Origin of the sequence: Nonomuraea jiangxiensis (genome assembly GCF_900099965.1) — a bacterium.
Lineage (GTDB): Bacteria > Actinomycetota > Actinomycetes > Streptosporangiales > Streptosporangiaceae > Nonomuraea > Nonomuraea jiangxiensis.
The window spans coordinates 106,442-122,176 of record NZ_FNDJ01000011.1 but is presented as its reverse complement, the minus strand read 5'-3'; the positions used below and the strand labels follow the sequence as shown (position 1 = coordinate 122,176).

Here is a 15,735-nt window from a genome sequence, read left to right as displayed (position 1 = left end):
CCGGGTAGAGACCGCTCAAGGGGGTGGGGCAGATGCGCGCGCTCACGTATGCGCCGGGCAAACGAGGGTCACTCGCCGTGGAGGAGGTGCCGGATCCGCGGCCCGGTCCCGGCGAGCTGCTCGTGCAAGGGCTGGCCGTGGGCGTCTGCGGCACCGACAGAGAGCTGGCCGCGGGCGAGTACGGCTGGCCGCCCCCGGGCCGGGAAAGGATGATCATCGGCCACGAGTCGCTCGGCCGCGTGCTGGAGGCGCCGGAGGGCTCCGCGTACTCCCCCGGCGACCTGGTGGTGGGCGTGGTGCGCCGCCCCGATCCGGTGCCGTGCGGGGCCTGCGGGCGGGGCGAGTTCGACATGTGCCGCAACGGCCGCTACACCGAGCGCGGCATCAAGGAGCTCGACGGGTACGCCGGCGAGCGCTGGACACTCAAAGCTGCCTACGCCGTACGCCTGGATCCTGCGCTGGAGAGCGTCGGCATGCTGGTCGAGCCCGCGTCGGTGGTCGCCAAGGCGTGGGAGCAGATCGAGCGGATCGGCTCGCGGGCCTGGTTCGAGCCCCGCTCGGTGCTGGTCACCGGGGCCGGGCCGGTGGGGCTGATGGCCGCGCTGATGGGGCGGCAGCGCGGGCTGGAGGTGCACGTGCTGGACCGGGCGCCGGAGGGGCTCAAGTCGAGCCTGGTGGCCGAGCTGGGCGCGACCTATCACTCGGCGGGCTCGCTGGAGGAGTTCGCGAAGGACCGGCCGGATCTCATCATCGAGTGCACCGGAGCGGGATCCCTGGTGCTGGAGGCCATGACCGCCACGGCCGCCGCGGGCATCGTCTGCCTGTGCGGGCTCTCGGCCAAGGGCCGGGCGCTCCAGGTGGACGCCGGGATGGTCAACCGGGACATCGTGCTGGAGAACGACGTGGTCTTCGGCAGCGTCAACGCGAACCTGCGGCATTTCAGGGCCGCCGCGACGGCGCTGGCGCAGGCCGACCTCGGGTGGCTGCGGCGGCTGGTCACCCGGCGGGTGCCGCTGGAGCACGCCCTGGAGGTCTTCGAGCCCGCCGGCGACATCAAGGCGGTCATCGACCTCACGGCCTGAGCGCCGGAGCCTCAGTCGAGGTCGTAGGGCCTGCGCCTGCTGGGGGACGGATGCCTGACCGGCTCGCGGGCCGCCTGGTGCGCCGGCTGATGGGCGGGCTCGTGCGCCGGTTGGTGGGCGGGCTGGTGGGCGGGACCCGCTGGGACCCGGGCGCGGGCCGGGCGGCCGGGCTGCGCTGGAGCGGGGTGCGACTTGGCCGGCGCCTTGTCCTTGGCGAGTGCCTTTTCCTTGGCGAGCCGCTTCTCCTGGGCGAGTGCCTTTTCCTTGGCGAGCGGCTTGGCCGGAGTCTTCTCCTGGGCGAACGGCGCCTTGCCGATGACCAGGGCGTTCGCTCGGTCCGGGGCCGGGCCGGAGGGCGGGGAGCTTGGTGCGTTCCAGGGCCAGGGCAGGCGGCGGTGGGTGCCGCGGCCGCGACGGGTGGCACGTAACGAGAGCACGACGGTCACCAGCACCATGGCGGCGAGCAGCGCGTGCGGCGTGCCCAGCATGTCCAGCGGGGACCCCTGCCCGGTCTCCTGCCGCGGCGGCGACACGAACGGCCGCTCGGTGGAGCGGATCTCGTCCAGGCGCTCGGCGTTGGCCTTGACCATGCGCGGCAGGCCGTACCCGACGACCTTGTCCGTCTCCCTGGTCTTGCGCTTGAGCCAGACGCGGTCCACGTTCGCCTCGATGGTGTGGATCTTCGCGCCGGTGACGCGCTCCACGACTCCCACGTGGTCGACGCCCTTGTAGCTCTTGCCCCCGCGCCAGTCGAAGAAGACCAGCGCTCCCGGCTCGGGCTTCTGCGTCCACGCGCCCTGCTCGATGAACCAGGCCGCGTGGGACGGCGTCCAGGCGAACTGGCCGACATAGTCGGTGATATCGGCTTTGTCCGCAGCCCAGGCGAGGAACATGTCACACCACGGCGCATTGCGGTACTGGGGGTCTTGGACACGTTCCGCGTACCACTGGCCGAACTTGGTGAACTGGCCGCTCTTCTCCTTATAGCCGAGTTCCTGCCGCACCGTCTTCAGCAGCTCATCCGCGATCGGGTCCAGGGTGACTCCTCCCAGAAATCCGACAGATCACGATGGACTGTAGTAGCGCCATCGCGAAATCGCGCGAATGAACCAGAAGTTGTCGTGCTATGAGACGAAAAATCGGCTATGTGACTGGTGAGACTCGTGGGACTGACCCCTACCTCTGCTAGGAGCCGGCGCCCACGCGGTAGATGCCCGTCTCCCCCGCGCCCGGCGCGACCACATCGGCCACGATCACGGTCACGTTGTCGGGCGAGCCACCCTCGTTGGCCAGGTCGATGAGCCGCTGGACGGCCGCGCCGGGGTCTGCCACCGTGGTCAGCACCTCGTGCAGGACCTCGGGACCCAGCACGGTCGTGAGGCCGTCGGAGCAGAGGAGGTAACGGTCATCAGGCTCGGCTTCGCGCAGCGCCATGTCAGGCTCGGCCCTGCCCTCGCTGCCCAGCACCCGCAGCACCATCGAACGCCGGGGATGCACGGCGGCCTGATCCTCCGTTATCCGCCCTTCGTCCACCATCGACTGCACAAGTGTGTGATCCTTGGTCATCTGGTAGAGCGCGCCGTCACGAAGCAAATATCCGCGGGAGTCACCCAGATGAGCCAGGGCGAACCGGTAGCCGTCCCACAACATGGCGGTCACCGTGGTCCCCATCCCCCGTCGCGCGGGGTCGATGTCGGCCAGCTCGACCAGCCTGCGCGCCGCCTCGTGCACGGCGCCCTCCAGGGCCGCCTCCAGGTCGGAGCCCGTCTCGGGAAGCGTGGCATCCAGCTCGCGCATGACGGCGATCGCCGCCGAGCTCGCCAGCTCGCCGGCGGCGTGCCCGCCCATCCCGTCGGCCACCACGAGCAACCGGCCACTGGCATAGCCGGAATCCTCGTTCTGCTCCCTGCGACGGCCAACGTCTGACCCGGCGGCATAGCGGATGTTGTGCTTCATACCCTGCAGTAAATCATTGGTTGAAAGACTTCACAAGCAGATGCGCTGAAGACTCTTGTGAACTACTGTGGGCTGCATGAGCCACGACCCGACCGTCAATGCCGGGGACATTGCCCGGCTCGCCGGTGTCGGGCGTGCCGCGGTGAGCAACTGGCGCCGCCGCCACGACGACTTCCCCCAGCCCGTCGGCGGCACCGCCAACCAGCCGCTGTTCTCGCTGCGTCAGATCGAGTCCTGGCTGCGCCGCTATGGGAAGTCCTACCAGGTCTCCCTGGGAGATCGGGTGTGGCAACGCCTGAAAGCCGCGGGTGATTTGCACCTGGGAGAGCTGGTGGCCCAGGCCGGCGCGCTGCTGACCCGCGAGATCACGGCCGCGGACTCACAGGGGATCGACACGGCGGAGGCCCCGGACACCGATGCGGCGGGCACCCCGAACGCCGGTGCGGCGGGCGCTCTGAGAGCCGGTGCGGCGGGCGCACCGAGTGCCGGTGTGACGGGCGCACCGAGTGCGGGTGCGACGGGCGCTCCTGGCGCCGGTTCGGGGGACGGCCCGGAAGCCGGTGCGGCGGGCGACCCGGACGCCGGGGTCGCGGGTGGCCGGGCGGCCTTGGACGGTGCCGATCCCGCCCGGATGGAGCCGGAGCTGGCTGGGCTTCTCAGGGAGCTGGCCGCGCGTCATGACCCGCTGACCGCGTACGAGTTCCTGTGTGAGCGCTATCTCGAGGCGCACTCGCGGCAGCTGTCCGTCACCCGCGAGGACGTGGCGGAGCTGATGGTCCGGCTCGTGAGCGACGGCGGCACCACGCTGCTCGACCCGGCCTGCGGCGTCGGCACCCTGCTGCTGGCCCCCACCCGGGCGGCTCCTGCCGGGCCGCCCGCGGCGGCCAGGATGCTCGGCCAGGATCTCAGCGAGACCTCGGCCGCCATCACCGCCTCCCGGCTGCGGCTGCGCGGCATCGAGGCCACGATCGTGTCCGGCGACTCGATGCGGGCCGACGGCTTCGCGGGCGTGCGGGCCGACGCGGTGGTGTGCGATCCGCCGTTCAACGAACGGGCCTGGGGCTACGAGGAGCTGACCGGCGACCCGCGCTGGGAATACGGCCTGCCGCCGCGCGGCGAGCCGGAGCTGGCCTGGGTGCAGCACTGCCTCACCCACGTCAAGCCGCGCGGCCTGGTCGCCATCCTGATGCCCCCGGCGGCGGCCAGCCGCAAGGCGGGCCGCCGCATCCGCGCCAACCTGCTGCGCGCCGGGGCCCTGCGGGCGGTGGTGGCGCTGCCGGGCTCCGACCTGTGGCTGCTGCGCCGCCCGGCGGCGGGCGAGCGGCCGCCGTCGGACGTGCTGATCCTGGACGCCACTGCCGACCTGTCGGCGGTCGAGCCCGCCTGGGCGGCCTACCTGGAGGACCGTTCCGACCAGACCGTACGCATCATCGACCTGCTGGCCGACGAGGTCGACATGGCCCCGGCCCGCCACCAGCGGCGCGACGACGTCGGCAAGGCCTACGCCGAGGCCCGTGACCGCTTCCTGGCCGCCGCCGCCCTGCCGCCCGACCTGAAGGTCCTGGAGCAGCCGCTCGACCAGCCCGCCACCACGATCGGCGACCTGATCAAGGAGGGCCTGGTGACCACCTCGCAGGCCCCGCCCAAGATGTCCGCCGACGGCGGCGACGTGCCGGTCCTCACCTCGGACGACGTGCTCAACGGCGCACCGCCGTCCGGCCTGACCGCCGTGCAGCCGGGCCTGATCGCGATCAGGCCGGGCGACGTGGTGGCCTCCTACTCCAGCGTGCGGGTGATCTCCGACGGCGGCGCGGTGCTGGGCCCGCACCTGACCCTCTACCGGGTGGACGCGCGCCGGCTCGACCCCGACTTCCTGGCCGGGTTCCTGCGCGCCGCGGGTGGGCGGGTGACGACCGGCTCCAGCAGGTTCGACGTGCGCCGCACCCGCCTGCCCAGGCTGTCGCTCAAGGACCAGAAGGCCTACGGCGAGGCGTTCAGGAAGCTCGCCGTGCTGGAGGACGCCATCCGCGAGACCTCGACGCTGGGACAGGCACTGATCAGGCTCGGTCTCGACGGGCTCGCCGACGGCCACCTGCACCCCCCTGCCCATGGCCTCACCCCGTGAGGCGACGGCATTCCCTCGTCGGCTGACGGTGTATTTTCTCCAGAAAGCGGTGGGGAGGGCGAATGGTCATCGGTGACCGCTATGAGCTCGAAGACCTTCCCTTAGGGCAGGGCGGCATGGGTGCCGTCTACGCGGGCCACGACCGCCACCTCGACCGCCGGGTCGCGGTGAAGCTGCTCAGGCTGCCCAGCGGCCACGACCAGGAGCTCGAACGCCGTTTCATCCGCGAGGCCCGCATCCTGGCCCGGCTGGAGCATCCGGGCGCCCCCGTCCTGTACGACTTCGGCACCCACGAGCAGCGCCTCTACCAGGTGATGCAGTTCATCGAGGGCGTCACCGTGGCCGACCTGGTCAACGAGCACGGCCCGCTGCCGGTGCCGTGGGCGGCCGCCATCGCGGCCCAGGCGTGCGCGGTGCTGTCGGCGGCGCACGCGCTGGCGATCTGCCACCGCGACCTGAAGCCGACCAACCTCATGCTCTGCCCCGACGGCAGCGTGAAGGTGCTCGACTTCGGGCTGGCGCTGCTGCGTGACGCGGAGACCACGACGTTCACCAGGATCGGGCAGATCCTGGGCACGCCGGCGTACATGTCTCCCGAGCAGATCCAGCGCGGCGTCGCCGAGCCGCGCAGCGATCTCTACTCGCTCGGCTGCGTGCTGCACGAGATGCTGACCGGGCGCCGGCTCTTCACCGGGCCGACCGACTACGTCGTGTTCGAGAAGCAGGTCAAGGAACGCCCGCCGGACATCCCCGGGCTGCCGGGAGAGCTGGGCGCGCTGCTGGCGCAGGTGCTGGAGAAGCACCCGGACGACCGTCCGCTCGACGCCGAGGAGCTGTATGAGCGGCTCGACCCGTTTGCCGTCGGACTGCCCGAGCTGCCCGGATTCTTGGCCAAGGCCCCGAGCCCGGGCCGCATGTACGCCAGGATAGCGGGCCGAGTGCTCACCGACCAGAGCTGAACGCGCTCTCTTCGATAACCCGGATCGTTACGTAAGCTCCGTTGACACATAGCCACGGCGAACCCGAACCTGTCGAGAGAGCGCTCTCTCATACCCCCCAGCTCCGATCCAGGAGGGTTTCCATGACCCCTCGTGTCCGCCGGCTCGCGCTGCCCTTGCTCACCGCCTCCGTGCTCGCCCTAGCGATCGCGGCCTGCGGCGGTGGTGGTGGCGGCACCGCCACCGAGGCGAGCGCCAAGCCAGGAGAGAAGATCAAGCTGACCGTCGGCAGCTTCGGCGACCTCGGCTTCAAACCGCTCTACGAGGAATACAAGAAGACCCACCCGAACATCGAGATCGTCGAGAGCATCGCCCAGTTCAACGACCACCACAGCAACCTGGTCAAGCGCCTGGCCACCAACGCCGGCGCGGGCGACATCGAAGCGGTCGAGGTCGGATACATCAGTACGTTCACCGCCCAGCCCGGCAAGTTCGTCGACCTCAAGCAGTACGGGCTCGACAAGCGCCAGTCCGACTACCTCGACTGGAAGTGGCAGCAGGGCCTGAGCAAGGACGGCTCGCAGGTGCTCGGCCTCGGCACCGACGTCGGCGGGCTGGCCATGTGCTACCGCAAGGACCTGTTCGAGAAGGCCGGGCTCCCCTCCGACCGCGCCGAGGTGGCGAAACTCTGGCCGACGTGGGAGGAGTACATCGCGACCGGCAAGAAGTTCGCCGCGGCGAATCTGCCTGACACCAAGTTCACCGACAGCCCCGGCGAACTCTTCCGCGCCATGGTCAACCAGGCGCCCACCGGCCTGTACGACGCCCAGGACCAGATCATCGTGGGCACCAACCCTGACGTGAAGAAGGCCTGGGACCTGTCCAACCAGCTCACCCAGGAGGGGCTGACCGCCAAGCTGGCCGCCTTCTCGCCACCGTGGAACACCGGGTTCGCCAAGGGCTCGTTCGCCACGATCATCTGCCCGGCCTGGATGACGGGCTTCATCCAGGAGCAGGCCAAGGACTCCAGCGGCAAGTGGGACATCGCGTCCGTGCCCGGCGGTGGCGGCAACAGCGGCGGCTCGCACCTGATGGTGCCCAAGCAGAGCAAGCACCCGAAGGAGGCGGCCGAGCTGATCGACTTCCTGACCTCGAAGGACAACCAGGCCAGGGTGTTCAAGGAGGAGGGCACCTTCCCGTCGATCCCGGCGCTCTACGACGACCCGTCGATCCGGAACTTCACCAAACCCTTCTTCGGCGACGCCCCGATCGGCCAGATCTACTCCGACGCCGCCAAGGCTCTCAAGCCGCAGCACCTCGGCCCCAAGGAGGCCGACGTCCGCGTGGCCATCGGCAACGGCCTCGGCCGGGTCGAGCAGGGCAAGCAGACCCCGGACGAGGCGTGGGCACAGGTGCTCGAGGACGTCAAGAAGATCAAATGAGCGCCCTTCCCCTCGCGATCACGCGACGGCGTAGGCGCAGCGTGCGGCACACCCTCGACGTGAGGGTGTCGCCGTACGCCTACGTGGCGCCGTTCTTCCTGCTGTTCTGCGCCTTCGGGCTGTTCCCGCTGGCCTACACGGCCTGGGTGAGCCTGCACGAGTGGACGCTGCTGTCGGACACCCAGACGTTCGTCGGGCTGGACAACTACTCGACACTGCTGGCCGACGGCTACTTCTGGAACGCCACCTTCAACACCCTGTCCATCGGCCTGCTCTCGACCGTGCCGCAGCTCGCGCTGGCCATCTGGCTGGCGCACCTGCTCAACCGGCGGTTGCGGATGCAGACGCTGTTCCGGGTCGCGCTGCTGATCCCCAACGTCACCAGCGTGGTGGCGGTGGTGGTGATCTTCAGCCAGCTCTTCGGCCGGGACTTCGGACTGATCAACTGGGTGCTGTCGTGGTTCGGGGCCGGCAAGATCGACTGGGCGGCGGGCACCGCCACCTCGCACATCGCGCTGTCCGTGATGATCATGTGGCGCTGGACCGGTTACAACGCGCTGATCTTCCTGGCCGCGATGCAGGCCGTGCCGCGCGAGCTGTACGAGGCCGCCACCATCGACGGCGCGGGCACCTTTACGCAGCTCCGCAAGATCACCATGCCGATGATCCGGCCGACGATCATCTTCGTGGTCATCGTCTCCACGATCGGCGCCATGCAGATCATCGCCGAGCCCATGCTGTTCGGGCAGAGCAGCGGCGGCGGTGGCGTCATGGTCACCGGCGGGCCCGACCGGCAGTTCCAGACCCTCGCGCTCTACGTCTACGAGCTGGCCTTCGGCAACGCGACCTTCGACTTCGGCTACGCCTCGGCGGCGTCCTGGCTGATGTTCGTCGCCGTCGTGATCGTCTCCGGGATCAACTTCCTGATCAGCCGCAGGGTGAAGGGCGGGCTCGTATGAGGCTGCGTTATCTGACCCTGATCGCGGTGGCCTTCTTCTCGGCGTTCCCGCTCTACTACAGCGTCGTGGTGGCCTCCCGGCACAACTCCGCGCTGGCCCAGGTGCCGCCGCCGCTGGTGCCCGGCGGGAACTTCTTCGCCAACGTCGCCCGGGTCTTCGACACCGTCCCCTTCGCGCTCGCGCTGGTCAACTCCGTGATCGTGGCGGGGTCGATCGCGGTCGCGGTGATGTTCTTCTCGACGCTGGCCGGGTTCGCCTTCGCCAAGCTGAAGTTCCGGGGCCGGAACGCGCTGCTCGTGATCACCGTCGCCACCATGATGGTCCCGACCCAGCTCGGCATCATCCCGCTCTACATGCTCATGGTGAAGCTGGAGTGGACCGGCACCAACTACGCGCTGATCGCGCCCGCGCTGGTCAACGCGTTCGGCGTGTTCTTCATGACGCAGTTCCTGACGCGCGCCCTGCCCACCGAACTGCTGGAGGCGGGGCGGGTGGACGGATGCACGACCTGGGGGCTGTTCTGGCACGTCGTGCTGCCCACCGCCCGTCCGGCGGCGGCCGTGCTGGGCATGCTGACGTTCATGTCGGCCTGGAACGACTACTTCTGGCCGCTGGTCGTGCTGAGCCCGGACAACCCGACGGTCCAGGTGGCGCTGTCCACCCTCGCCAGCGGGTACGTCAACGACTACGTGCTGGGCCTGACCGGCACGGCGATCGGCACGTTGCCGCTCGTGGCCGTCTTCGCTCTGTTCGGCAAGCAAATCATCGGCGGAATCATGCAAGGAGCGATAAAAGGATGATTTTTCCCGAGGACTTCGTCTGGGGTGCCGCGACGGCCTCCTATCAGATCGAGGGGGCGGTCAAGGAGGACGGGCGGGGCCAGTCGATCTGGGACACCTTCTCCCACGCCCCCGGGAACGTGGCGAACGGCGACACCGGCGACGTGGCCTGCGACCACTACCACCGCTACCAGGACGACGTCGGGCTGATGCGCGAGCTGGGGCTGGCGGCCTACCGGTTCTCGATCGCGTGGCCGCGGATCCAGCCGGACGGGTGGGGGTCGATCAACCCGCGCGGGCTGGCGTTCTACGACAGGCTCGTCGACGCACTGCTTGAAGCCGACATCTCGCCTTATGTCACGCTTTATCACTGGGATCTTCCCCAAGGGCTCGAAGAGCGTGGTGGATGGACGGATCGGGATACGGCCTTCCGGTTCGCCGATTACGCTCAGGCCGTACACGACAAGCTCGGGGACCGCGTCGGCGACTGGGCGACGCTGAACGAGCCGTGGGTGTCGGCCTACCTCGGCTACGGCAACGGGGTGCACGCGCCCGGCCAGCGCGATCCGGCGGCGGCCATGCGCTCGGCGCACCACCTGCTGCTCGGTCACGGGCTGGCCGCGCGGCGGCTGCGCGACGGCGGCGCGCGGCGCATCATGCTCGTGGTGAACTCCGCCCCCGTCCTCACCCCCGCGCAGGTCAACGACCCGGCAGCGGTGCCTGGCGAGGCGGACGCGGCCGCCGTGCACCGCATCCACACCCTGCTGACCAGGCAGTTCCTGGATCCGGCGGTCAACGGCACCTACCCGGCCGAGGTGCTGGAGGCGGCGGAGCGCAACGGCGGGGCCGGCCACATCAAGGACGGCGACCTTGAGCTGATCAACGCGCCGATCGACCTGGTGGGCGTCAACTACTACAACCCGTGCGTGGTCGAGTCGGGGCCGGGCCTGCCCGCGGACGCCGCGTGGCCGGGGTCGGAGGGTGTCAGGTTCGCCACGGCGGACGCGCCGACGACCGCGATGGGCTGGCCGATCGTGCCCGACGGGCTGTCCAGGCTGCTCGTACGCCTCTCGCGGGACTACCCCCGGGTCGGCCTCATGGTCACGGAGAACGGGGCGGCCTTCGAGGACGTCGTGGAGAACGGCAGGGTGCACGACGCCGACCGAGTGGCGTACCTGAACGGGCATCTGCGCGAGGTCTGGCGCGCGATCGAGGCGGGCGCGGACCTGCGCGGCTATCTGGTGTGGTCGCTACTGGACAACTTCGAGTGGGCGGAGGGCTACCGGCGGCGGTTCGGCATCGTCCATGTGGACTTCACGACACAAACCAGAGTGCTCAAGGACAGCGCAGTGTGGTACCGCGACGTCATCGCGCGCAACGGCCTGTAGATTTTTCCCGTGCTCTCCCCTTTGGTGCAGTCATGAGACGCCCGACCCTGGAGGCGGTCGCCGCCCGGGCGGGCGTTTCGCGCGCCACCGCCTCCCGGGTCGTCAACGGGCAGACGACGGTGGCGCCCCACATCCGCGATGCCGTGCTGCGCGCGATCGACGAGCTGGGCTACGTGCCCAACCCCGCCGCGCGCAGCCTGGTCACCCAGCGTACGGACTCGGTCGCCCTGGTCGTCAGCGAGCCCGGCACCCGGGTCTTCTCCGAGGACCCGCTGTTCTCCACCGCGATCAGGTCCGCCTCGATGGAGCTGGAGGCGGTGAACAAGCAGGTCGTACTGATGCTGGCCTCCTCCGCCAAGAGCCACGCCCGCGTGGAGCGTTACATCGCGGGCGGCCACGTGGACGGCGTCATGCTGATCTCCATGCACGGCGCCGACCCGCTGCCGGCCGCGCTGTCGCGCCTGCGCGTCCCCGTGGTCTCCTACGGGCGGCCGGCCGTGCCGGTGGACATCCCGTTCGTGGACAACGACAACGTGGGCGGGGCCGAGGCCGGGGTCCGGCACCTGGTGGAGTCGGGGCGGCGCAGGATCGCCACCATCGCGGGCCCGCAGGACATGATCGCGGGTCAGGACCGGCTGGCCGGATACCGCAACGTGCTGCGCGACTCCGACCGCCGCTCGATCGTCGCGGTCGGCGACTTCACCAGAGAGTCCGGCGCGGTGGCCATGCGGCAGCTGCTCGGCGACGACCCCGGGCTGGACGCCGTCTTCGTGGCCAACGACCTGATGGCGGTCGGCGCCCTGCAGTCGCTGCGCCAGGCCGGGCGGCGGGTGCCGGACGACGTGGCCGTGGTGGGCTTCGACGACATCGAGGCGGCGAAATACACCGAGCCGCCGCTGACGACCCTGCGCCATCCCGTGAGCGAGCAGGCGGCGGCCATGGTCAAGCTGCTGCTGGGCCTGTTCGAGGGCGGCGCGATCGATCCGGTGATCCTGCCCACGGAGCTGGTCGTCCGCGAGTCCGCCTGACCGCGCCGACCGGTGCGCCCAGCGCCGACCGGCGCCCCCACCCGGGCGGTCACACGCGGAAGACGCGGAGCTGGAGCGCGAGCGTGCTGTAGTAGCCGACCAGGGTCGTGAGCTCGAAGAGCTGCGCCGGGGGCAGGGCCGCGTATTCGGCGTCGTCCAGGTCGCCGTGGGCCAGCAGCGCGCGGGCGATCTCCAGCACCGTCGCCTCCACGGGGTCCTGGAGGGCCACGGGCGCTCCGGCGCGCAGCGACTCCAGCTGGTCGTCCGTGAAGCCCAGCTCCCGGGCGATCGGCTCGTGCGCCGCCCGTTCGAACGCGCTGTCATGGTGGGCGGCCACGGCCAGGATGGCCAGCTCCCTGGCCCGGTCCGGCAGCGAGGTGCGGTAGCGGATGGCCGCGCCCAGTTGCTGCAGGGGATCGCCGACGGTCGGGCTGAGCAGCATCGCGTTGAACGGGCCCGTGAGCCCGCCCGCCGCGTCGATCATGAATCCGCCGCGCGGACCCGAGGTGATCTTCTCGTAGAGGGCGAGCGCGTCGGGGGTCAGGTCTCGCGGAGTGCTCCTGGGCAGCCTTGCCATGGCGTGATCGTAACGCCGGACGGGCACGGCATGGTGGCAGGGTCCCGGCGCGCGGCGGCCGGGACCCTACGCGGTCACGCCTCGACGCCGGTGAGCCAGACCGTCGTGTCGGAGGGCAGCAGGCCGCCCTCCAGCGGGCCGCTGGCCAGCAGGACCTCGCCGGCGGGCAGCGGCACCGGCTCGGGACCGAGGTTCGTGACGCAGGTCAGCCCCGAGTCCCGGGTGAAGGCCAGGACCCCGTCCCCCGGCTGCGCCCATTGCGCCCACGTCAGCGTGCCGTCCCCGAGCAGCTCCCTGCGCAGCCCCAGGGCCGTGCGATACAGGTTGAGCATGGAGCCCAGATCCGTGCGCTGGGCCTCGACGGTCAGCTTGCGCCAGCTGTCCGGCTGCGGCAGCCAGGGCGTGCCGGCGCCGAAGCCGAACGGGGGCTCCTCGCCCGACCACGGCAGCGGGACGCGGCAGCCGTCGCGGCCCGGGTTGGTGCCGCCCGACCTGGCGTACATCGGGTCCTGGCGCAGCTCGTCCGCGAGGTCCTCCACCTCCGGCAGGCCCAGCTCCTCGCCCTGGTAGACGTAGAGCGAGCCGGGCAGGGCCATCGCCAGCAGGGCCGCCGCCCGCGCCCGCTGGTAGCCGAGCTCCAGGTCCGAGGGGGTGCCGTGGAGTCGGCCGCCGTGCGCGAACGTGGTGTCCGCCCGGCCGTAGCGGGTGACCGGCCTGGTCACGTCGTGGTTCGACAGCACCCAGGTGGGCGGGGCGCCGACCGGCGTGTGGGTGGCGAGGGTCAGATCGATGACCCGGCGTAGCTCCGCCGGGTCCCAGGGGCAGGACAGGAAGTCGAAGTTGAAGGCCGTGTGCAACTCGTCGGGGCGCAGGTAGCGGGCGAAACGCTCCTGATCGGGGAGCCATACCTCCCCGATCAGGATGCGCTCGTCGTACTCGTCGGTCACCTCGCGCCACCGGCGGTAGACGTCATGGACCTCGTCGAGGTCTTCGTAACCGGTGTCCGACTTGATGAGCAGGGCCGCCGAGTCGATGCGCACGCCGTCCACCCCGCGCTCCAGCCAGAACCGCAGCACGTCCTCGAACTCCTGGTGGACCTCGGGATTGTTCCAGTTGAGGTCGGGCTGCTCGGGGGCGAACAGGTGCAGGTACCACTGGCCGTCCGGGACCTGGGTCCAGGCGGAGCCGCCGAAGATGGACTGCCAGTCGTTGAGCGGCTCGTCACTGAACCAGAAGCGGTCCCGGGCGGCGCGGTCGGTCAGTGCCTCCTTGAACCAGGCGCTCTCCGTGGAGCTGTGGTTCGGCACCACGTCGATGATGATTTTGATGCCCAGCTCATGCGCCTCCGAGATGAACTTCTCCGCCTCCTCCAGCGTCCCGAAGACCGGCTCGATGTCCCGGTAGTCGGCCACGTCGTAGCCGCCGTCGGCCATCGGCGACGGATACCACGGGGTGAGCCAGATGGCGTCGATCCCGAGATCCTTCAGATACGTCAGGCGTGCGCGCAGGCCGGCGAGGTCGCCGACGCCATCGCCGTTCCCGTCGGCGAAGCTACGCAGGTAGACCTGGTAGATCGCGGCCCCCCGCCACCACGTGTGCGACATGCGCTATCCCTTAATGCTTCCGGCGGTGAGTCCCGCCATGATGTGACGTTGGAAGATGAAGAAAACGATGATCATGGGGATGCTGGTGATGACCAGGCCGCCCATGACCTGGTTCTGGGTCACCGCTCCGGCCGTCTGCGACAGGCCCACGCTGATCGTCATCTTGTCGCTCTCGGTCATGACCAGCAGCGGCAGGACGAAGTCCTTGAACGCGGTGACGATCGTGAAGATGGACACCACGCCCAGGATCGGCCGGGAGACCGGCAGCACGACCGACCACAGCACCCGTACGGGCCCCGCGCCGTCGATCTGCGCCGCCTCGATCAGCTCCCGCGGTATGGAGTCGAAGAAGCGTTTGAGCAGGAAGATGTTGAAGCCGTTGGCCGCCGCGGGGAACCACAGGCCCCACGGGTTGTTGAGCAGGCCGAGGTCCACGATCGTGACGTAGAGCGGAATGAGGATGACCATGGGCGGGATCATCAGCGTGGCCAGCATCGCCCCGAGGATCACGTTGCCGAACATCGGCCGCAGCTTCGACAGCGCGTACGCCGCCGTCACGTCCACGACCATGCAGAACAACCAGCCGCCCAGGGCGTAGTAGACGGTGTTCACCAGCAGCGTGCCGATGTCGAACAGGTCCCACGCCTCGAAGAACGGGTCGAGCGTCGGCTGGGCGGGGAAGAGGGTCGGCGGCATCTCCGCGACCTCTTCCGGCGTCTTCATGGCACCGGTGATCATCCAGTAGAGCGGGAGGACGAAGGCCAGGGTGAACACCACGATGACGGTGACCAGCGCCAGCCAGTAGAGCCGCCGTCCCCACCTGCTGTTGAGCTGGTGCGGCGAGATGATCGTACGGAACTGGACGTGGATCGGCCTCGGCGACCTGCGTCGCCCGCCGCTCCTGCGCCGGTCCGCCGGAGCCCGGCGCACACCGCCGTCGCCGCGCTCCCGCCGCTCGTCCTTCAGCTGACCGCGCGCACCGGAGATCATGCGGCGTCCTCCCGGGTGGTCCTGAGCTGGAAGGCGGCGAAGGCGAGCAGCACGATCATGAGCATCATGCCCAGCGCGCCGGCCTGGCCGTAGTTCATCTGAGAAAAGGCGAACTGGTACATCAGGTACGCGACCGACACCGTGGCGTTCTCCGGCCCGCCGCCGGTGAGCATGTACGGCTCGATGAACACCTGCATGGTCGCCACGATCTGCAGCATCAGCATGAGCAGCAGGATCAGCCGGGTCTGCGGGATCGTGACGTGCCTGATGCGCTTGAAGACCCCGGCCCCGTCGAGCTCGGCCGCCTCGTACAGCTCGGAGGGGATGTTCTGCAGCGCCGCCAGGTAGATCAGCGTCGCGCTGCCCATGTTCATCCAGGTCGAGACGATGACCAGGGAGATCAGGGCGGTGGACGAGCTGTCCAGCCAGGCCAGCGGTGGCAGGTTGACGAGGTCGAGGATCTGGTTGAACAGCCCGGGCCCCGGATCGTAGAACCACCTGAACAGCAGCACCGCCACGATCGGCGGGAGCATGACCGGCAGGTAGACCACGAACCGCAGGTAGGCCCGGGCATGGCGCAGCTCGTTGAGCACGAGCGCGACGACGAACGGCACGGCGTAACCGCAGAGCAGTGCGAGGAGCGTGAACTCCACGGTGTTCAGCCAGGCCTCACCGAAGGCCGGGTCCTGGACGGCACCCTTGAAGTTCTCCAGGCCCACCCACTCGGGCGGGTTGATCAGGTCGGTCTTCTGGAAGCTCAGGATGAACTCCCTGACCATCGGATACCAGGCGAACACCGCGAAGCAGAACAGCGCCGCGCACAGGAAACCGTAGGCCGTCAGGTTGCGCCGCAAAATTCCCACAATG

General features: G+C 69.7%; 14 protein-coding genes. 8 read left to right on the top strand and 6 right to left on the bottom strand.

What is annotated here, in order from left to right; genetic code table 11:
- Positions 1–32 precede the first annotated feature (32 nt).
- Positions 33–1,082: a glucose 1-dehydrogenase gene (locus tag BLS95_RS24280; RefSeq protein WP_090935387.1), complete on the top strand. Its 1,050-nt coding sequence runs from the start codon at positions 33–35 to the stop codon at positions 1,080–1,082.
- An 11-nt stretch (positions 1,083–1,093) separates the two neighbouring features.
- On the opposite strand, the gene BLS95_RS24275 is transcribed toward BLS95_RS24280, so the two are convergent.
- Both BLS95_RS24275 and BLS95_RS24270 read right to left on the bottom strand, forming a co-directional pair.
- Positions 1,094–2,086, bottom strand: a complete 993-nt coding sequence (locus tag BLS95_RS24275) for a CHAP domain-containing protein (RefSeq protein ID WP_090935385.1) — start codon at positions 2,084–2,086, stop codon at positions 1,094–1,096.
- 181 nt (positions 2,087–2,267) lie between these two features.
- Complete coding sequence (locus BLS95_RS24270) at positions 2,268–3,038, bottom strand: PP2C family protein-serine/threonine phosphatase (protein WP_090935382.1); 771 nt, start codon at positions 3,036–3,038, stop codon at positions 2,268–2,270.
- Positions 3,039–3,114: 76 nt separating this feature from the next.
- Here BLS95_RS24270 and BLS95_RS24260 point away from each other — a divergent pair, with 76 nt between their 5' ends.
- The 7 genes from BLS95_RS24260 to BLS95_RS24230 all read left to right on the top strand — a co-directional run bounded on the left by BLS95_RS24260 (position 3,115) and on the right by BLS95_RS24230 (position 11,697).
- A complete protein-coding gene (locus tag BLS95_RS24260) occupies positions 3,115–5,163 on the top strand; it encodes an HsdM family class I SAM-dependent methyltransferase (protein ID WP_245765236.1) in 2,049 nt (682 codons plus the stop codon).
- A 62-nt stretch (positions 5,164–5,225) separates the two neighbouring features.
- On the top strand, positions 5,226–6,122 hold the full coding sequence (locus tag BLS95_RS24255; protein WP_090935379.1) for a serine/threonine-protein kinase: 897 nt from the start codon (positions 5,226–5,228) through the stop codon (positions 6,120–6,122).
- Between the two features lie 122 nt (positions 6,123–6,244).
- Positions 6,245–7,543 (top strand): ABC transporter substrate-binding protein, encoded by a 1,299-nt coding sequence (locus BLS95_RS24250; RefSeq protein ID WP_090935376.1) that lies wholly within the window; start codon positions 6,245–6,247, stop codon positions 7,541–7,543.
- Positions 7,540–8,502 carry a carbohydrate ABC transporter permease gene (locus tag BLS95_RS24245; RefSeq protein WP_090935373.1) on the top strand — a complete coding sequence of 321 codons (963 nt, stop codon included), beginning with the start codon at positions 7,540–7,542 and terminating at the stop codon, positions 8,500–8,502. Before BLS95_RS24250 ends, BLS95_RS24245 begins: the two co-directional genes overlap by 4 nt.
- A complete protein-coding gene (locus BLS95_RS24240; protein ID WP_090935370.1) occupies positions 8,499–9,302 on the top strand; it encodes a carbohydrate ABC transporter permease in 804 nt (267 codons plus the stop codon). The genes BLS95_RS24245 and BLS95_RS24240 overlap by 4 nt, the downstream gene beginning before the upstream one ends.
- On the top strand, positions 9,299–10,669 hold the full coding sequence (locus BLS95_RS24235) for a GH1 family beta-glucosidase (protein WP_090935367.1): 1,371 nt from the start codon (positions 9,299–9,301) through the stop codon (positions 10,667–10,669). The genes BLS95_RS24240 and BLS95_RS24235 overlap by 4 nt, the downstream gene beginning before the upstream one ends.
- A 32-nt stretch (positions 10,670–10,701) precedes the next feature.
- Positions 10,702–11,697 (top strand): LacI family DNA-binding transcriptional regulator, encoded by a 996-nt coding sequence (locus tag BLS95_RS24230; protein ID WP_090935364.1) that lies wholly within the window; start codon positions 10,702–10,704, stop codon positions 11,695–11,697.
- Positions 11,698–11,746: 49 nt separating this feature from the next.
- Here the strand turns inward: BLS95_RS24230 and BLS95_RS24225 are convergent, their stop codons facing one another.
- From BLS95_RS24225 to BLS95_RS24210, 4 genes are all read right to left on the bottom strand, one after another.
- Positions 11,747–12,274: a carboxymuconolactone decarboxylase family protein gene (locus tag BLS95_RS24225; RefSeq protein ID WP_090935361.1), complete on the bottom strand. Its 528-nt coding sequence runs from the start codon at positions 12,272–12,274 to the stop codon at positions 11,747–11,749.
- Positions 12,275–12,348: 74 nt separating this feature from the next.
- Positions 12,349–13,878, bottom strand: a complete 1,530-nt coding sequence (locus BLS95_RS24220; RefSeq protein WP_090935358.1) for a glycoside hydrolase family 13 protein — start codon at positions 13,876–13,878, stop codon at positions 12,349–12,351.
- Between the two features lie 3 nt (positions 13,879–13,881).
- Positions 13,882–14,868, bottom strand: coding sequence for a carbohydrate ABC transporter permease (locus BLS95_RS24215; protein ID WP_090935355.1), 987 nt, complete (start codon positions 14,866–14,868; stop codon positions 13,882–13,884).
- The gene (locus BLS95_RS24210) at positions 14,865–15,731 is read right to left on the bottom strand and encodes a carbohydrate ABC transporter permease (protein ID WP_090935353.1); all 867 of its coding nucleotides are present in this window, start codon (positions 15,729–15,731) and stop codon (positions 14,865–14,867) included. The genes BLS95_RS24215 and BLS95_RS24210 overlap by 4 nt, the downstream gene beginning before the upstream one ends.
- Positions 15,732–15,735 lie beyond the last annotated feature (4 nt).